The sequence below is a fragment of the Cohaesibacter sp. CAU 1516 genome, from assembly GCF_005771485.1.
In the GTDB taxonomy this organism is placed as follows: domain Bacteria; phylum Pseudomonadota; class Alphaproteobacteria; order Rhizobiales; family Cohaesibacteraceae; genus Cohaesibacter; species Cohaesibacter intestini.
Genome location: NZ_VANT01000003.1, coordinates 244,425 through 260,255 on the forward strand (window position 1 = coordinate 244,425; position 15,831 = coordinate 260,255).

General features: G+C 57.5%; 14 protein-coding genes. 8 read left to right on the forward strand and 6 right to left on the reverse strand.

Annotated elements, in window-relative coordinates; genetic code table 11:
* Complete coding sequence (gndA, locus tag FDK21_RS10785; protein WP_138148505.1) at positions 1-1,410, forward strand: NADP-dependent phosphogluconate dehydrogenase; 1,410 nt, start codon at positions 1-3, stop codon at positions 1,408-1,410.
* A 6-nt stretch (positions 1,411-1,416) separates the two neighbouring features.
* On the opposite strand, the gene FDK21_RS10790 is transcribed toward gndA, so the two are convergent.
* On the reverse strand, positions 1,417-2,355 hold the full coding sequence (locus tag FDK21_RS10790; RefSeq protein WP_138148506.1) for a LysR family transcriptional regulator: 939 nt from the start codon (positions 2,353-2,355) through the stop codon (positions 1,417-1,419).
* A gap of 123 nt (positions 2,356-2,478) precedes the next feature.
* On the opposite strand from FDK21_RS10790, the gene FDK21_RS10795 reads away from it, so the two are divergent.
* Both FDK21_RS10795 and dcuC read left to right on the forward strand, forming a co-directional pair.
* Entirely contained in the window at positions 2,479-3,339 is an 861-nt protein-coding gene (locus FDK21_RS10795) for an alpha/beta hydrolase (protein WP_171022035.1), read from the forward strand.
* Between the two features lie 53 nt (positions 3,340-3,392).
* The gene (dcuC, locus tag FDK21_RS10800) at positions 3,393-4,769 is read left to right on the forward strand and encodes a C4-dicarboxylate transporter DcuC (protein ID WP_138148508.1); all 1,377 of its coding nucleotides are present in this window, start codon (positions 3,393-3,395) and stop codon (positions 4,767-4,769) included.
* 104 nt (positions 4,770-4,873) lie between these two features.
* Here dcuC and FDK21_RS10805 read toward each other — a convergent pair whose 3' ends face one another.
* Complete coding sequence (locus tag FDK21_RS10805) at positions 4,874-5,584, reverse strand: hypothetical protein (protein ID WP_138148509.1); 711 nt, start codon at positions 5,582-5,584, stop codon at positions 4,874-4,876.
* A gap of 352 nt (positions 5,585-5,936) precedes the next feature.
* On the opposite strand from FDK21_RS10805, the gene FDK21_RS10810 reads away from it, so the two are divergent.
* The 4 genes from FDK21_RS10810 to FDK21_RS10825 all read left to right on the forward strand — a co-directional run bounded on the left by FDK21_RS10810 (position 5,937) and on the right by FDK21_RS10825 (position 8,991).
* Entirely contained in the window at positions 5,937-6,755 is an 819-nt protein-coding gene (locus FDK21_RS10810; RefSeq protein WP_246657549.1) for a transporter substrate-binding domain-containing protein, read from the forward strand.
* 83 nt (positions 6,756-6,838) lie between these two features.
* The gene (locus FDK21_RS10815) at positions 6,839-7,492 is read left to right on the forward strand and encodes an amino acid ABC transporter permease (protein ID WP_246657550.1); all 654 of its coding nucleotides are present in this window, start codon (positions 6,839-6,841) and stop codon (positions 7,490-7,492) included.
* Between the two features lie 8 nt (positions 7,493-7,500).
* Positions 7,501-8,160: an amino acid ABC transporter permease gene (locus FDK21_RS10820; protein WP_138148511.1), complete on the forward strand. Its 660-nt coding sequence runs from the start codon at positions 7,501-7,503 to the stop codon at positions 8,158-8,160.
* A gap of 27 nt (positions 8,161-8,187) precedes the next feature.
* Positions 8,188-8,991, forward strand: a complete 804-nt coding sequence (locus FDK21_RS10825; RefSeq protein ID WP_114007732.1) for an amino acid ABC transporter ATP-binding protein — start codon at positions 8,188-8,190, stop codon at positions 8,989-8,991.
* Between the two features lie 118 nt (positions 8,992-9,109).
* On the opposite strand, the gene FDK21_RS10830 is transcribed toward FDK21_RS10825, so the two are convergent.
* The 4 genes from FDK21_RS10830 to nikR form a co-directional block, all read right to left on the reverse strand.
* Positions 9,110-10,282 carry an osmoprotectant NAGGN system M42 family peptidase gene (locus tag FDK21_RS10830; protein WP_114007733.1) on the reverse strand — a complete coding sequence of 391 codons (1,173 nt, stop codon included), beginning with the start codon at positions 10,280-10,282 and terminating at the stop codon, positions 9,110-9,112.
* A gap of 12 nt (positions 10,283-10,294) precedes the next feature.
* Positions 10,295-12,094: an N-acetylglutaminylglutamine synthetase gene (gene ngg, locus FDK21_RS10835; RefSeq protein ID WP_138148512.1), complete on the reverse strand. Its 1,800-nt coding sequence runs from the start codon at positions 12,092-12,094 to the stop codon at positions 10,295-10,297.
* A gap of 4 nt (positions 12,095-12,098) precedes the next feature.
* Complete coding sequence (locus FDK21_RS10840; protein ID WP_138148513.1) at positions 12,099-13,874, reverse strand: N-acetylglutaminylglutamine amidotransferase; 1,776 nt, start codon at positions 13,872-13,874, stop codon at positions 12,099-12,101.
* A 394-nt stretch (positions 13,875-14,268) separates the two neighbouring features.
* Positions 14,269-14,766: a nickel-responsive transcriptional regulator NikR gene (nikR, locus tag FDK21_RS10845; RefSeq protein WP_114007736.1), complete on the reverse strand. Its 498-nt coding sequence runs from the start codon at positions 14,764-14,766 to the stop codon at positions 14,269-14,271.
* A gap of 176 nt (positions 14,767-14,942) precedes the next feature.
* On the opposite strand from nikR, the gene FDK21_RS10850 reads away from it, so the two are divergent.
* Positions 14,943-15,710, forward strand: coding sequence for a DUF4198 domain-containing protein (locus tag FDK21_RS10850; protein ID WP_138148514.1), 768 nt, complete (start codon positions 14,943-14,945; stop codon positions 15,708-15,710).
* The last annotated feature ends 121 nt before the right edge of the window (positions 15,711-15,831 follow it).

Consider the following 15,831-nt stretch of genomic DNA (forward strand, 5'->3'; position numbering starts at 1 on the left):
ATGAAACATGCTGATTTTGCCGTTATCGGTCTTGGCGTCATGGGGCTGGGACTGGCGGAAAATCTCGCCCGCAATGGGGTACGCGTCGCCGGTTTTGATCTGGATGCGGACCGTCGAGCCACTCTGGCAAGGCTGGGTGAGCGGACGGACGGGATCACCACCGCCGCCACCTTGTCCGATCTGGTAGCGACCCTTTCGGTGCCGCGACAGATCTTGTTGATGGTGCCAGCCGGTACACCGGTTGACCGGGCCATTGCCGATCTCAGACCACTCCTGTCTGCTGGCGACTGCATCATCGACGGTGGCAACTCGCATTTCCTTGAGACCGAGCGACGACATCAGGGACTTGTAGCGGACAAGATCCACTTTTTCGGCATGGGCGTTTCCGGCGGCGAAGCCGGGGCGCGCAATGGCCCGGCCCTGATGCCCGGTGGCGACCGGGCGGCCTTTGACAAGATGGAGCCAATCCTCAAGAAAGTGGCAGCCAAGGCGGCAGAAGACGGGGAGCCATGCGTTAGTTATATCGGCGCAAAGGGCGCTGGTCACTTTGTCAAAATGGTCCATAACGGCATCGAATATGCCGAAATGCAGCTGCTTGCCGAGATCTATTACCTGCTCACCCGGGTTTATGGCCAGCCAGCCAGAACCATCGGTGAGATTTTCGAAGGCTGGAACCAGGGCGAGGATCGCTCATACCTGCTGGGCGTCAGCGCAGCTGTGTTGCAAAAGGACGATCCGGAAACGGGCCTTGCGGCGGTCGATATCATCCTTGATCGGGCGGGTCAGAAAGGCACCGGTAAATGGACGACCCAGACAGCGCTGGATTTGGGTGCCGGAGTGCCTTCCATTACGGCGGCACTGGATGCCCGGATCCTTTCCTCCATGACGACGGCGCGGTCGGCTTTGTCTGCCAGTTTCGAAAGCCCCCCCCTTGATCCGCTTCCACTTGATGCAGAGATACTGACCCGAATGCGGGACAGTTTGCTGGTTGGGCGAATCATCGGCTTTGCCCAAGGGCTGGAAATGATGAAGACGGCCTCTGAGGACCATCAGTTCGGACTTGATCTGCCGGCCATTGCACGCGGCTGGCGTGCGGGCTGCATTCTGGCATCCCCATTGCTCGATCATATTGCAGGTGCCATTGAAGGGACGGACGACTTTGTTCATCTTCTGGCACTGCCATGGTTCAAAGCGCAGCTCGAAGACAAGCTGCCAAGCCTCAAGCAGATGATCCTTGCCGGTCTGGCTGCGGACCTTCCGTTGCCGGTGATGACCGCCTCCAAGGGCTATGTCGACAGTCTGCGCCAGACGCGTCTGTCGGCCAATCTCATTCAGGGGCAGCGGGACTATTTCGGTGCCCATGGCTTTGAGCGCACCGATCAGGCGGGGTCCCATCACCTCGCATGGTGATGGGCTTCAATCGACCAAGCGCTCGCCCCCCGGTCCGACGGGAATGATCGAGCCTTCGGCGGCACGTGTCTCGATTTCGTCTCGCAGCAGAGACGTCAGGGCCTCGACCATCGGGTCGGGGTCATCGCTGCGGTGACGGATCACCCCAAAGGCCACCCAGCGCGTCGGGTTCAGCGGACGGGTCGTCACCCGGCGGTCATCCATGGCCAGCATGCTGAGGCGATCGATGATGGTCAGCCCCGCCCCATTGGCCACCAGATGCTGGGCCATTTGCGATGAGCCGGTCAGAATTTCCTGTTCTATTTTCACCTCATGGGCTTCAAACAAAGCGTCGGTCTGCTTGCGCAGCAGCATACCGGGAAATTGCTGGATCAGCGTCTCGCATCTCAGGTCTTCCGGCGTGATCACCTCTTTTTTGCAAAAGGGGTGATCGGTTGGCATCAACACTTCGAGTGCGGCGCGGGCCAGCGGCGTGCTGGTTGCCGCGCGATGGGCAATCGGCACATTGCCAAAGCCCAAATCATATTCCCTGCCATTAATCCAGCTTTCGATATCCCGGTGGGAGCGAATATCGAGGGATACCTTGACGCTCGGGTGTTTCTTGGTGAAGCGGGCCATGGCCGGAGCCATCACAGACAAGGCCGCCCGTGGCATGGTGACCACACGCAGATGCTTGAGCCGGTGCGCACGGATTTCATCGGCAATACGCGGAATTTCCTGCAACCCGGCCAGAATGCGCCGCGCTTCGCGGTCAAAGGCCACGCCCTCATCGGTCAGATGCAGGCGCTGCCTTTCCCGCTTGAACAAGGTCAGCCGCAATTCCGCCTCCAGCACCGCGATCAGACGGCTGACCGCTGGCTGGCTGAGATTGAGCAGCTTGGCGGCACTGCTGACCGTGCCTTCCTGAACCACCGCGTTGAATGCCTGAAGTGCTTTGATATTCACGACCGCCGCCCCTCTAGTTGATCAGATATTTGCATAATATCATTTAACCTATGCATTATCCATATGATAGGATCACACCTATACTGATGGGCAGTTCAATATTCAATGCACAAGAGGCTCATCATGTCGCCAGACGCGACCCTTTCATGGTCCCCTTCTGTCACGGACCTGATGCAACAGCTGCCAGAGCGGCGCAGCATCGATGTAAACGGCCTGCCGATCTCCTACCGCGACAAGGGGACAGGCCAGCCCATCTTGTTTCTCCATGGCCTGCTTGGCAGTGCGGATAGCTGGGTGCTTCAGATGCATGGCCTCAGCGCCAAGGCGCGCGTGATTGCGTGGGATGCGCCGGGCTATGGCCAGTCGGCAGACATGGAACCGGATCTTGAGATGTTTGCAGAGCAATTGCGCGGCTTCATCAATGCGCTGGCGCTGCCGTCTCTGACTCTTGTCGGCCATTCGATGGGCGGCACCTTGGCAGCCCGGATTGCGGCGGATCCGGTGCCTTTGCTCGACCGGCTGGTCATTTCCTGCAGTCATGCCGGCTATGGTGAACCAGCCGACACGCCTCCAAGCGAGAAGCTGGTCGAGCGGATCCACATTCTCAAACAACAGGGGGCCGAGGCCTATGGACGCAGCCGCGCGACCCATATGGTCGCCCATCCGGTTGATCCCTTCGCACTGGAACTCGCCGCCTATGTTGCCGCAGGCACCCGCGCGGATGGGCTCTATTCAGCAACCCGGATGCTACAATTTGCCGATTTACGCCCTTTCTACAAACAGATCCGCCTTCCGACATGGATTTTGTTTGGCGGTGCGGACCCGGTGGTGCGGCCAGATCTGTCGGCTGAGCTCAAATCCCTGACCCCACAGGCCACCCATATCACGTTGCCCAATGTGGGCCACGCCCCTTATCTGGAAGATGCGGAAGGCTATGAGGCCGTTCTTGCTCCGATTCTGGAGACATCGCTTCCGTCCCGCTGACGCCCAATTGATTTCTGGCAATCAACGAACCTGAATTATTCTGGGAGGATTATATGTTAGGTTTCCTCATCGGCCTCGTGGTCACCATCGGCGTGGCCTGGCTCATCATCAAGAAATATCAGGCCCACACGGTCCTGCTGCTGGCGGGTCTGTTGCTGCTCACTCTGACCCTGTTTGTGGCCCCGGACACATCCATCCTGTTCAAGAAGGCAAAGTCGACCGGGCTGTCGCTGTTTGATATTTTCGACTATGTCCGGGGGTCTCTGGCTTATCGGGCCGCAGGCCTTGGCATGATCATCATGGCGGCGGGTGGCTTTGCCAAATATATGGATCATATCGGGGCGACCGATGCGATGGTCAATGTGGCCATTCGCCCTTTGGGCTTGCTCAATGCGCCCTATATGGTTTTGGCGTTGGGCTATGCGGTGGGTCAGTTTCTCAACATCTTCATTCCCAGTGCAGCGGGCCTTGCCATGCTGTTGCTGGTCACCTTCTTCCCCACCTTGGTGCGCCTTGGCGTGAGTAGAGCAGCCGCGGCCGCGATGATCGGCACGACCGCCGTGCTCGATCTGGGGCCAGCGTCCGGGGCGTCCAACCTTGCGGCCAAAACCGCCGAGCTGGATGTGGCGGTCTATTTCGCCCAGCATCAGTTGCCAGTCGGTCTCGCTGCCATCGCTGTCATCACCATTCTGACTTATGTCAGCGGACGCTATTTTGATGGCAAAGCCGGGCATGTGGTTGCCGCAGATGGTCCACGCTTGCAGGCAGAGGGCGCAACGGACAAGCCAGCAGCGCCTGCCTTTTATGCGCTTTTGCCAATGATCCCGCTCACCCTGATCCTGATCTTCTCCAAGCTGGTCATCAGCTCGGTCAAGCTCAATGTGGTCACGGCGATGCTGATCGGCGCTTTGATCGCCCTTGTTTGTGAGATCATCCGCCATCGCGATGGCAAGGCTGTCAGCAAGGGCTTCATGGCCTTCTTTGACGGTATGGGGCAGATGTTTGCCCGCATCGTGTCGCTGGTGGTCTGTGCCGAGATCTTTGCCGCTGGCCTCAGAACCATCGGTCTGGTCGATTTCCTGATCCAAAGTGCCCAAGGCGCAGGCTTTGGCATCACCGCCATGACGTTGGTCATGTGTGCCATGGTGACGGTGATCGCGGTGATTACCGGATCGGGCAATGCGGCCTTCTTTTCCTTTGGCCATCTGGCGCCGAATATCGCGTCGAGCTTCGGAGCCACCTCGGTTGCCATGCTGCTGCCGATGCAGTTGACCGCCGGTCTCGCCCGCTCAATGTCACCGGTTGCAGGCGTCATCATCGCGGTGAGCGACGCGGGCCAATGCAGCCCGATCGAGATTGTCCGCCGGACGGCCTTGCCAGTGCTGGGCGGCATCGTAACGGTGGTGCTGACCAGCGTGATCTTTGCCTGATGCAAAGGCAAGAAAAGGGGGCACAGAGCCCCCTTTTTGTTCGACATTCACTCTGGTCGAGCTGCCTTTCGCAACAAATCCTGGCACGGCATAAACACGAAAGATCAGCCGAATTTGAGGAACAATTTGGCATAGGCGGGCTTCAAGCCCTTGATGGCCTTGGCGACCGCCATCGGGTCATCGTCGTCAAGCGCAGCACGCAAGCCATTGATCGATTGATGCAGGCCATTCAGCAGCGCCTTGAATGCGTCCTGATCCTGATAGGCCACAGGAATATGCGCGGTGATGTCCTTGGCGAGATAGGCCAGCACACCCAGTTGCTCGTGGATGTCTCCCGCCAGTTTTGGGCTCCAGCTCTCCTTGGAAACCTTCACATTGAGGAGATGTTCCATCTCGCTGTGATAGGTGATGTAGCTTGAGAAAACACGAATGCCGTTGCGGTCCCGCAAGCCGTCCAGCTCATCGCGGATCGCTTCGAGAATTTCGTGGGCTTCGGCCACCTTGCCCTCTTTGGTGGCGGCGTCTGCCTTCACCGCAATCGCTTTGATATCGGTGAGGGTCTTTGACCAGTTGGCCTCCCCTTCATAGCGGGCGGGGGCCGTGGTGTAACTGGTCAGGATGGTGCCATCCCAGATTTTCAGGAACTTGCCAATGGCCATCTTCGTGGCTTCGGCAGCGTTCTGATTGCTTTTGAATAGCGCGACCCGATAAGGAGCATAGGCCTTGTCGACATCCTCATCAAAACCTGCCATGGCAGGCAGGCTGCTGGCGGTCAGAAGCAGGACGCCAAAGAGCGGTTTGGTCCAGTTTTGCATGATCAATCCCCATAATTAGTTATATTCGAAACCATGATATCATTGCCTTCATACTATGGGAACAGAGCCGCTTTTGCCCGTATCAAAGTGTCTCGGATTGTATCTTTGTTTGTCTGCTCAACTTGCCCAATTCAGCCTTGGATATATCGCTACACATAATTCGGGGATGCATGACCCCAATCCTTCCTCCACGTTTGGTGCAATCGCTACGTCTTCCTGCGTATAAGGCAGGCAATCACTTGTGCAAAAGACCATTTTCGCCCTTCTGGCGGTATTTTGATCAAAGAATTCCGACAGCAAACGAAATTTATTGCCATCAACTTCTCATGATCCAATCGGGAGACACCATAAAATGAAAATGAAGTTTCTTGGCATTGTTGCCGCTGCTGCCGTCAGCTTTGGCTTTGCCTCTGTCGCTCAGGCCGACCTGTTGGCCGACATCAAGGCAAAAGGCAAAATCACTGCTGCCACTGAAATGCACTATGCCCCTTATGACATGCTCAAGGATGGCGAATATCAGGGCATTTGCCGCGACATGTTTGATGAAGTGGCCAAGGAACTGGGCGTCGAAGTGGAATATCTCGATTTGCCATGGCAGTCGATCCTGCCGGGACTGGAAGCAGGCAAATTCGACTTTGTCCATGCCCCCGTCACCATGACCGCTGAACGGATGAAGCGCTATGCCTTCACCCTGCCAATGGGCAACGCCACCGTGGCTCTGGCCAAGAAAGCTGGCGACGACAGCATCATGAAGGCGACTGACATTGCAGGCAAGAAAGTCGGCTCGCAGAAAGGCTCCGCCGAGCTGGCTGAGTTGGAAAAGCTGGCTGGCAGCGTTTCTCCTGCGGCTGATGTGCGCGGCTATGTCAATATCGATGAAGCGCTGGCCGATCTGGCGGCTGGCCGCATTCAGGGCGTTGCCAATGCTGTTGGCCTGATGGGCTATGCCGCAACCCAGCGTCCGGGTCTGTTTGAACTGGTGTTGCCGCCCTTTGGTGAGCCAGCCTATTTTGGCTGGGTGGCCCGTCATGGCGAAGACAGCGCGACGCTGGTTGCCGCCATCAATGAGGCTCTGTTGAAAATGCACAAGGATGGCCGCCTCAAGGCAATCAACGAAAAGTGGCTCGGAGCCAATCCGGAGTTGCCAACCGAGATGCCGGTCGTTAAATAAGCACGCGCATGCATCCGGCAAATCTGTGTCGGATGCATCTTTCCTTTTGCCTTTTTGCGAGCAACGATGCGGAGTCCGAACAATTGAGCTTTTCGTTCGACACGATATTGCACAATTTTCCCTATCTGCTGGCAGCTGCCAGATGGACTCTGCTGATCTCGCTGTCCGGCATGGCCATTTCTCTGGTCTGGGGCATTTTCCTGTGCGCCGGCCGAATGTCTAAAGGGCACCTTCTGTCAAATGTTGCCGCCCTCTATATCAGCTTCTTTCGCGGCGTGCCTTTGCTCGTCCAGCTGCTGATGTTCTATTATATGCTGCCCTATATCGGCATCGATCTGCCCGCCGTGCAGGCGGCCATTTTGGCGGTTGGCATGTGTTCGGCAGCCTATACGGCAGAGATTTTGCGTGGTGCGCTGATGGCGATCCCGGCGGGGCAAAGCGAAGCGGCCCATGCCCTTGGCATGTCGAGCCTGTCCCTTTGGAAACGTATTCTGGTGCCGCAAGCCATCCGCATCAGCATGCCCAGTCTGGTCAATGAACTGATCCTGTTGGTCAAGGTATCGTCGCTGGCCAGCGTGGTCGGCATTGGTGAATTGACCCGTATTTCGCAGAATATCGCTGGCGAGACCTATCGCCCGCTGGAAATCTATCTGGCGGCAGCGGTCATTTATTTTGTCATCAATTGGATCCTGTCAATCGGTGGTCGTCTGATTGAGCGCAAATTGCAGGTCGGATAGGAGCGGATATGGAGCTTGATCTTTTTGTCCGCTATGGCCCGGCCTTGTTGTCCGGCTTCGGGGTGACCATCCTGTGCTGGCTGGTGGGCTCGCTCGGCGGGGTGGTGTTTGGCTTTTCGCTCGCCTGCCTCAATCGTTGGGGGCCGCGGCCTCTGGGCTGGTTGATCTATGCCTATGTCGAGGTGATCCGCGGCACCCCCTTCATGATCCAGCTGTTCATCCTCTATTATGGCGGGCCTTATATCGGGCTGGTGCTGGAGCCGGTGGAAGCGGGGATCCTGAGCTTCATTCTTTATGGCAGCCCCTATTTTGCCGAGATTTTCCGCTCCGGCTTCAATGCGGTGCCGCAAGGCCAGATCGAGGCGGCGCGCTGTGTCGGCCTGTCGGAGAAGCGCATCCTCTGGCGGATCATCCTGCCGCAAATGCTGGTGCCGATTACCGCACCGCTGACCAATTTCTTCATTATCCTGACCAAGGAAACCGCCATCCTGTCCGTGGTGACCGTGCCTGAGCTGCTCTATGAGACCCAAACCATGGCAGCGGAAACCTTTTCCTTCGTCGAGCCCTTCCTTGCGCTGTCGCTGTTCTACTGGCTGATGGTGCTTGGCGCCAACTGGCTGGGCAAAAGGGTGGAAGCGCGCGTGACCCGTCACCTGCGCCGCGCCTGATTGGAGAGAGATTTGACCGAGACATCCATGCCCTATTCCTCCCCGTCCGACGATGTGATCATCGCGGTGCGTCAGCTGTCGAAACATTTCGATGATTTCGCCGCACTGAGCGAGATTTCGCTTGATGTGCATCGCTCCGAGGTCCTGTGCCTGATCGGTCCGTCCGGGTCGGGCAAGTCGACCTTGCTGCGCTGCCTCAATTTTCTTGAGGAATATGACCAAGGCGAAGTGCGGCTGGATGGCGATCTTATTGGCTGGAAAGAGGGAGGCGCATCCCCGCGCAAGGCCCTGACGGGCGAGGCGTTGCGCAGCCAGCGCCAGCAGATCGGCATGGTGTTCCAGCATTTTCATCTTTGGCCGCATATGTCAGCGCTCGACAATGTGGCCGAGGCGCTCGTCAGCGTCAAAGGCCTCAGCCGAGCCAAGGCCCGCACCAAAGCCCATGAAGCCCTGACCAAGGTGCATTTGTCCGACAAGGCAGAGAGCTATCCGGCCAATCTCTCCGGCGGGCAGCAGCAGCGCGTGGCCATTGCCCGGGCCATTGCGATGGAACCAAGGGTGATGCTGTTTGATGAACCGACCTCGGCGCTCGACCCGGAACTGGTCGGCGAAGTCTTGAGCGTGATGAAGGAAATGGCATCGGAAGGCATGACCATGGTGGTGGTGACCCACGAAATGGGCTTTGCCGCCCATGTGGCCGACAGGGTGGCCTTTCTTGATGCAGGCCGTTTGGTGACCTGTGTGCCACCAAAAGAAATCTTTGCGCAAGAACCGGAAGACCAAAGGGTGCGCGATTTTCTCCAGACCTATCGCGACCGCAACGTGGTCTAGAGACAAAGCGAACGAACGCGCACAGCAGAGCAAGCCTCCCCACTCACTCCCTGCGCACGCCTTCCCGCTTCAGCCTTCACGCCCCGCCTCAGTCGTCTTGCTTTGGAGGGCGCCTCGTTCAGGCTTGGGGTCCGAGTTCCTCATTGTCTACATCACGGGTCAGATCCTGCTCGGCGTCGTCGGTCTTCTGTTTGGTGAAGCCGGTGATGCCTTCGGCATATTGCTCGAAATCCCGCTTGATCTCCACCGGACTGCCGACATAGGCGGTGATCAGTTCTGACAGCGACCTTAAGGCATGCATATGGATCCGCTCGTATCCGTGGGAGGCATCAACACCAAAAGTGATCAAAGCGGTGCGGACATCGGCCCCGGCCTCCACGGCACTGGCGGAATCCGAGCGGTAATAACGGAAGATGTCCTTCTGGAACCGGATGTCATTTTCCTTGCAAAGGTCAACCAGCTTCTTGGTCAGATGATAGTCGAACGGTCCGGTCTGGTCGGCCATGCCGATGGTGACGCCAAACTCGTCGGAATTCTGCCCCGGAGCCGAGGTGCCGTTGTCGACAGAGATCATCGACGCGACCTCCGGCGTGAGCACGGAAGACGCGCCGACGCCGACCTCCTCGGCAATGGTGAACAGAAAATGGATGTCGACCGGGGTTCGCAATTCGGCATCCTGCATGGCCTTGAGGGCCGTCAAGGCCACAGCGACACCAGCCTTGTTGTCAAGATGGCGGGAAACAATGAACCCGTTGTCGATGAATTCTGCCTGCGGATCGATGGAAACAATGTCGCCGACATCGATGGTCAGCTTTTCCAGATCATCCCGGTTGCGGGCCAGCGCATCGATACGTAATTCCACATGGTCCCAGCCGATCGGAGCCTGATCGATTTCCTCATTGAAGGTGTGACCGGACGCCTTCAACGGCAGGATGGTACCGCGATAGGCTCCGTCTTCGGAAAAGATTGTGGCACGAGCGCCTTCGGCAAACCGGGCTGACCAGTGACCAACCGGCACCAGTGCCAGACGGCCATTGTCCTGAAGCATCTTGACCTGCGCACCCAGCGTATCAAGATGGGTGACAATCGCGCGGGCACCCTTGCGGCGCGATCCCTGTCGGATGGCGCAGATGGCACCGCGCCGGGTCAGTTCGGCCTCAAGGCCCAGTGCCTCCAGCTCCTTGGTTACAAAGCGGACGATGGTGTCGGTATAGCCGGTCGGGCTCGGGATTTCCAATAACTGTGACAGGATGGATTGCAGATAGCCGGTATCAATTGCCAGCAATGTCATAACTTTCAGGCCTTATTCGGTTGCGTCTCGGTTCTGTTGCTGCTGCCGGACTGCGGCGGGCATCGAGCGCGGAAAGAGGAGATCGACAAAGCGTTCCGCAGTCGGCTGGGGCTCGTGATTGGCAAGGCCCGGCCGCTCATTGGCTTCGATGAAGACATAGTCCGGTTGACGATGATCCTTTACCATAAAATCGATCCCGGTGACAGGGATGTCAATCGCCTTGGCAGCCTTGACTGCGGCATCAATCAATCGCGGATGCACTTCTTCTGTGACATCGACAATGGTGCCGCCCGTATGGAGATTGGCGGTCTTGCGGACGGTGATTTCCCGGCCCCGTTCAGGACAGTCATCCATCCCCAGACCCGCTTCGATGACGCATCGTTCGGTTTCGGCATCGATCGGGATGGTGCTTTCGCCCCCGGTCGCCGCAGCGCGCCTGCGACTCTGGCTTTCGATCAATTGGCGGACGGTCTTTTTGCCATCACCAATGACCTTGGCTGGCAGGCGCAGGGCGGCGGCAACCACCCTGTCATCGATGACAACAAGACGTAGGTCATGGCCCTCATAGCAATCTTCCAGCAGCACATCGGGGCAGACTTTGCGGGCACGCTCGATGGCGGCCAAAACCGCGTCATAATTGCTGACACCGACTGCAATGCCCTGCCCCTGCTCACCGCGCGAGGGCTTGACGACCACGGAATCGTGATTGCGCAAAAAGCTCGAAATATCGGCCCCTTCGGCAAGATCCAGTTGCGCGGGAACCGCAACACCGGCTTGTTCAACCAGCTTGCGGGTCATCCGCTTGTCGTCGCAAATGGACAAGGTGACAGCGCTGGTCAAGTCGGTCAGTGACTCGCGGCACCGCACCGAACGGCCGCCATAGGTCAGACGGAAAAGGCCATAGGCCGCATCGAGAATCTCGACATGAATGCCGCGTCTGAGCGCCTCATCAACGATGATCTGGGCATAGGGATTGAGGCCCGTCTTCTGCTGATCGCCGACAAACAGCTTTTCGTTGATCTGGTTCTTGCGTTTGATGGCAAAGACATTGACCCTGCGAAAACCGAGCTTCTCGTAAAGGGCAATGGCCTGTTCGTTGTCATGCAGCACCGACAGATCCATATAGGAAGAGCCGCGGGCCTTGAATTGTTCGGCCAGACGGCGCAGCAGGGATTCCCCCAGGCCCGCATGGGGCGCGGTGGGAGAGACCGCAAGGCACCAGAGGGACGAGCCCTTGTCCGGATCGTCAAAGGCCTTTTCGTGATCAATTCCCATCACCGATCCCAGAATGTCGCCGGTCTGGGCATCTTCAGCCACCAGCATGGTAACCGTGCCGGCATCCCTGTGTGACCAGAAAAATTCCGGCGGGATGGTGATCATTCCCCTTTCTGCGAGGATGACGTTTGTGGCATCGGCGTCGGCTTGGGTGGATATCCGACGAATATGGAAGGTCTGCCGCCGATCGCGGGCTGGGCGATAATTGGCCAGATCCAGGCGATAGGTATGGGACGGGTCAAGGAAAAACTCCTGTGGGGCTTGGGCCAAAACAACATGCGGATCGCGGACATAGAAGGCGATGTCTCTCTGCTCAGACTTCTCTTCTCGCATCACCTCGATCAGCTCCTCGGCATTTTCAAAGGTGTTGCCGAAAATCAGGCGACCCCAGCCGCAATCCAACGCCACGTTGGTGCGTCTGATTTCGTGGGAGGCATGGAGCGAGCTCATGCCTTCCTGCCTGATGCGCTGCAGCCGGTGTTGGGCCACGTGACGCTGTTGAGGCATTTGCTTCTGTTTTTCCCGGTCGGTGCTCATTGCATCAGACCTCCTGCGCTTGCAGCCACAATTCCAGCAAAGCAACCTGCCACAGCTCGGAGCCGCGCAGGGGCGTAATGTGATCCGAAGGCGCATCAAACAGCCGATCCAGATAGGATTGCTGGAACAGACCGCGATCCTTGGCAGCTTGCGAGCCAAGGGCATCCTTGACCATTTCAAGATAAGGGCCTTCGATATATTTCAGCGCCGGCACCGGGAAATAGCCCTTGGGTCGATCAATGACCGCCGACGGGATCACCTGTCTGGACGCCTCCTTCAACACACCCTTGCCGCCATGGGCCAGTTTGTGCCTGCTGGGAATCCGCCCGGCCAGTTCCACCACCTCATGATCGAGGAACGGCACGCGGGCCTCAAGGCCCCAGGCCATGGTCATATTGTCGACCCGTTTGACCGGATCATCGACCAGCATGACGTTGGTGTCGAGGCGCAGGGCCTTGTCGACCGGATCCGATGCACCCGGACGGCAGAAATGCTCTGCAAGAAAGGCAAGGCTTTCATTGCGGTCGGCGAGATAATCGGGATTGAGATGGCGGGCCATGCGCTTCTGGTCGCGATCAAAAAAGGCCAGTGCGTAGCTTTCAATCGGGTTCGGAGCGCTCTGCAGCGGCTTGTACCAATGATAACCGCCAAAGACCTCGTCAGCCCCCTGACCCGACTGCACCACCTTGATGGTTTTGGAGACTTCACGGCTGAGCAGATAGAAGCCGATATTGTCATAGGAGACCATCGGCTCAGACATCGCTTTGATGGCGTGAGGCAGATTTTCCATCATCTCGGCAGACGGAATGTGGATCTTGTGATGGTTGGTACCATAGTGATTGGCGATGAGGTCGGAATATTCGAACTCGTTGCCTTTCTCATTGTTGGCATCTTCAAAGCCGATGGAATAGGTCGCCAGGCCCTCCTGCCCCTGTTCGGCCAGCAGGCCGACAATCAGCGAACTGTCCACGCCACCGGACAGCAGCACGCCAACGGGCACATCGCAGACCATGCGGCGGCGAACAGACTTGCGCAATTCTTCGAGCAGCAAGTCACACCATTCGCCTTCCGAGCGGGCTTCATCTTCGGCGCTGCGCTCAAAAGTTGGCTCCCAGTAGGTTTTTTCGGTCGAATTGCCTTTCGCATCAATGATGCGCAGGGTCGCTGCAGGCAGTTTGCGCACACCATTCAGGATCGTGCGGGGTGCAGGCACCACCGCGTGCCATGTCATGTAATTGTGCAAGGCTGCGCGGTCGATAGACGTATCGACATCGCCTCCGGCAAGGATCGATTGCAGGCTGGAGGCAAAGCGGATATGTCCGGGGCCTTCATTCAGATAGAGCGGTTTGATGCCAAACCGGTCGCGGGCCATGATGATCCGGCCAGTACGCTTTTCATGAATGACGAAGGCGAACATGCCTTGCAGGCGCGGCAGGGCGTCTTCTCCCCATTGAGCCCAGGCCTTGAGAATGACTTCCGTATCCCCATGCGACTTGAAGCGATGACCGGCCTTTTGCAGCTCGGCGCGCAGTTCGGGATAATTGTAGATGCAGCCATTGAAGACCATGACCTGCTCATTGTCTTCATCAATGAAGGGCTGGCTGGACGCATCGGACAAGTCAATGATCTTCAGGCGCCGATGTCCCATACCCAACGGGCCTTCGACATGGGTCCCTGACGCATCGGGGCCACGCGAGGCGAGGCGGTCTGTCATGGTCTGGATTTTTTCGAGGGGAACGTGAGTGCCATCGAACCTGACTTCGCCGCAAATTCCACACATATTAAAATAGAGTCTCCTGCTGTTGATTTCAGCTCTAATAATTAGTGTCGTAATGGTTACTATACAAGCCTTATGGCGAAAGCATGTCATTTTTGACGTGGAAGACTTGTGTGAACGCGCATAGCCGCATCCGTTGCCCGACCCCATGGGTGGACGGATATCCCGACGGCATCAGGGCGAGATCCTGACCTTGGAACTTGAGCTGCATGTGGGGCGGTCATTGGGCAAGAGGGAACGCAGCTGCGCCCACGCAAGGCACAGGCAAAGGTTACCATGCCCCCATCAGGGTCAGGGTCAGGGTCAGGGTCAGGGTCAGGGTGCCCCAAACCATGTCCGTGCAGTGGTCAAGCGCTTGTCGCTTGTCGCTTGTCGCTTAACGCTAAATTCCTTGTTGCTATTTGCCTTGCTGCGATTTCTGAAAGGCTTGCTGCACATGAATATGACGATGGGGGGACGCTTCCTCTTCATCTTCATGGACGTGATGCTTGCCGTTGGCACTGATTGGCACCAGCGACAGAGCTCCGTGGGCCACTCCGCGCTCCAGAAACAGCGTTTCGGCGGCAGAGGCAATGTCACCGAGCTTGCCTTGCGTGACCTCGATTTCCAGCGCGGTGGAATGATCCAGCGGCACAGACAGAGAGGTCAAGTGACGGTCATGGGCATCAAGCCGCCGCTTGGCCAGCCGGGCACCCAGATTGCGCTTTGTCTGATCGACAGTATAGGAAACAATTCCCAAGCAATCCGCGTCATCCGGGCCGTCATGGCGGTCAAGCATCGCCCGACGAACCAGATCGCGAATGGCTTCTGACCGATTTTTTGCACCGCTATCCCCCATATATTGGTCTAGGTCTGCGGCAATTTCATCGGAAAGCGTAATCGTGATGCGCTTCATCTCTTCCCCGGTCCTTTCGCTGTTTTCTTGGCTTTTCAGCCGGTGGTGAGCTTACCAGTAAAGAGCCTGGATCAGAAGAAGCAAAAAAAACTACGTATTGTGCAGAATGGGTCCGTATGATTTATCTGGCGATAATTCATACCATTCTTCCTCCTCCCACAAAGGATCCTCTCTGCATGACCTCTTCTGCCCGCGCCCTCACGTTGGCTTTGCTGCTTGCTCCTGTTGCTTTCCCGGCATCCGCTCATTTTCAGGAAATCATTCCATCGGCAGACATTTTGGCCGATGGCGGTACAGTGGATGTGAGCCTCGTCTTCACCCATCCCTTCGAAGGCGGCCCGGTGATGACCATGGCCAAGCCGACTGCGGTGGGCGTTTTGAAAGACGGGGAGAAGCGCGATCTGAGCGGCAAGCTTGTGGAAAAACCAATCGGCAAGGCAATGACTTACAGCTTTACCCACGAGTTGGCAGAGCCCGGCGCGTCGATCTTTTATATCGAGCCTGCCCCTTATTGGGAGCCCGCGGAAGGCAAATATATCATCCATTACTCGAAGGTCGTCGTCGACAGCTATGCCTCGGGTGATGGCTGGGATGCGAGCGTTGGCTTCCCTGTCGAGATCGTGCCCCTGAGCAATCCGACCGGCCTTTGGACCGGCAATCTGTTCACCGGCATTGTTACCAAGGGCGGTGAACCGGTACCCTTTGCCGAAATCGAGGTGGAAGTGATCAATGATCAGGGCATCAAGGCACCGAATGATGCCTATATCACGCAGGTAATCAAGGCCGATGCCAATGGCACCTTCTCCTATGCCATGCCGTTTGCCGGCTGGTGGGGCTTTGCCGCGCTGATCGATGGCGACAAGCCGATGACGTCTCCAGACGGCAAGAGCGTACCGGTCGAGCTTGGCGCCCTGATCTGGGTGAATGCCAAATCCGCACAATGATCCGGGCTTTCCGATAAACCAGCCAGCGGCTTCCGGCTTCGGCCGGGGGCGGCTATGCGCCATTGGTGCTTCTTGTCTGTCCGCCTTCACCATTGTAAAAGCGCGCAGTCATAGAGGTGAT

Coding starts and splice junctions, on each gene's coding strand:
- FDK21_RS10850 (WP_138148514.1), top strand. CDS start 14,943: ATGACCTCTTCTGCCCGCGCCCTCACGTTGGCTTTGCTGCTTGCTCCT.
- gndA (WP_138148505.1), top strand. CDS start 1: ATGAAACATGCTGATTTTGCCGTTATCGGTCTTGGCGTCATGGGGCTG.
- FDK21_RS10840 (WP_138148513.1), bottom strand. CDS start 13,874: ATGTGTGGAATTTGCGGCGAAGTCAGGTTCGATGGCACTCACGTTCCC.
- FDK21_RS10810 (WP_246657549.1), top strand. CDS start 5,937: ATGAAAATGAAGTTTCTTGGCATTGTTGCCGCTGCTGCCGTCAGCTTT.
- ngg (WP_138148512.1), bottom strand. CDS start 12,094: ATGAGCACCGACCGGGAAAAACAGAAGCAAATGCCTCAACAGCGTCAC.
- FDK21_RS10830 (WP_114007733.1), bottom strand. CDS start 10,282: ATGACATTGCTGGCAATTGATACCGGCTATCTGCAATCCATCCTGTCA.
- FDK21_RS10820 (WP_138148511.1), top strand. CDS start 7,501: ATGGAGCTTGATCTTTTTGTCCGCTATGGCCCGGCCTTGTTGTCCGGC.
- FDK21_RS10795 (WP_171022035.1), top strand. CDS start 2,479: ATGTCGCCAGACGCGACCCTTTCATGGTCCCCTTCTGTCACGGACCTG.
- dcuC (WP_138148508.1), top strand. CDS start 3,393: ATGTTAGGTTTCCTCATCGGCCTCGTGGTCACCATCGGCGTGGCCTGG.
- nikR (WP_114007736.1), bottom strand. CDS start 14,766: ATGAAGCGCATCACGATTACGCTTTCCGATGAAATTGCCGCAGACCTA.
- FDK21_RS10825 (WP_114007732.1), top strand. CDS start 8,188: ATGCCCTATTCCTCCCCGTCCGACGATGTGATCATCGCGGTGCGTCAG.
- FDK21_RS10805 (WP_138148509.1), bottom strand. CDS start 5,584: ATGCAAAACTGGACCAAACCGCTCTTTGGCGTCCTGCTTCTGACCGCC.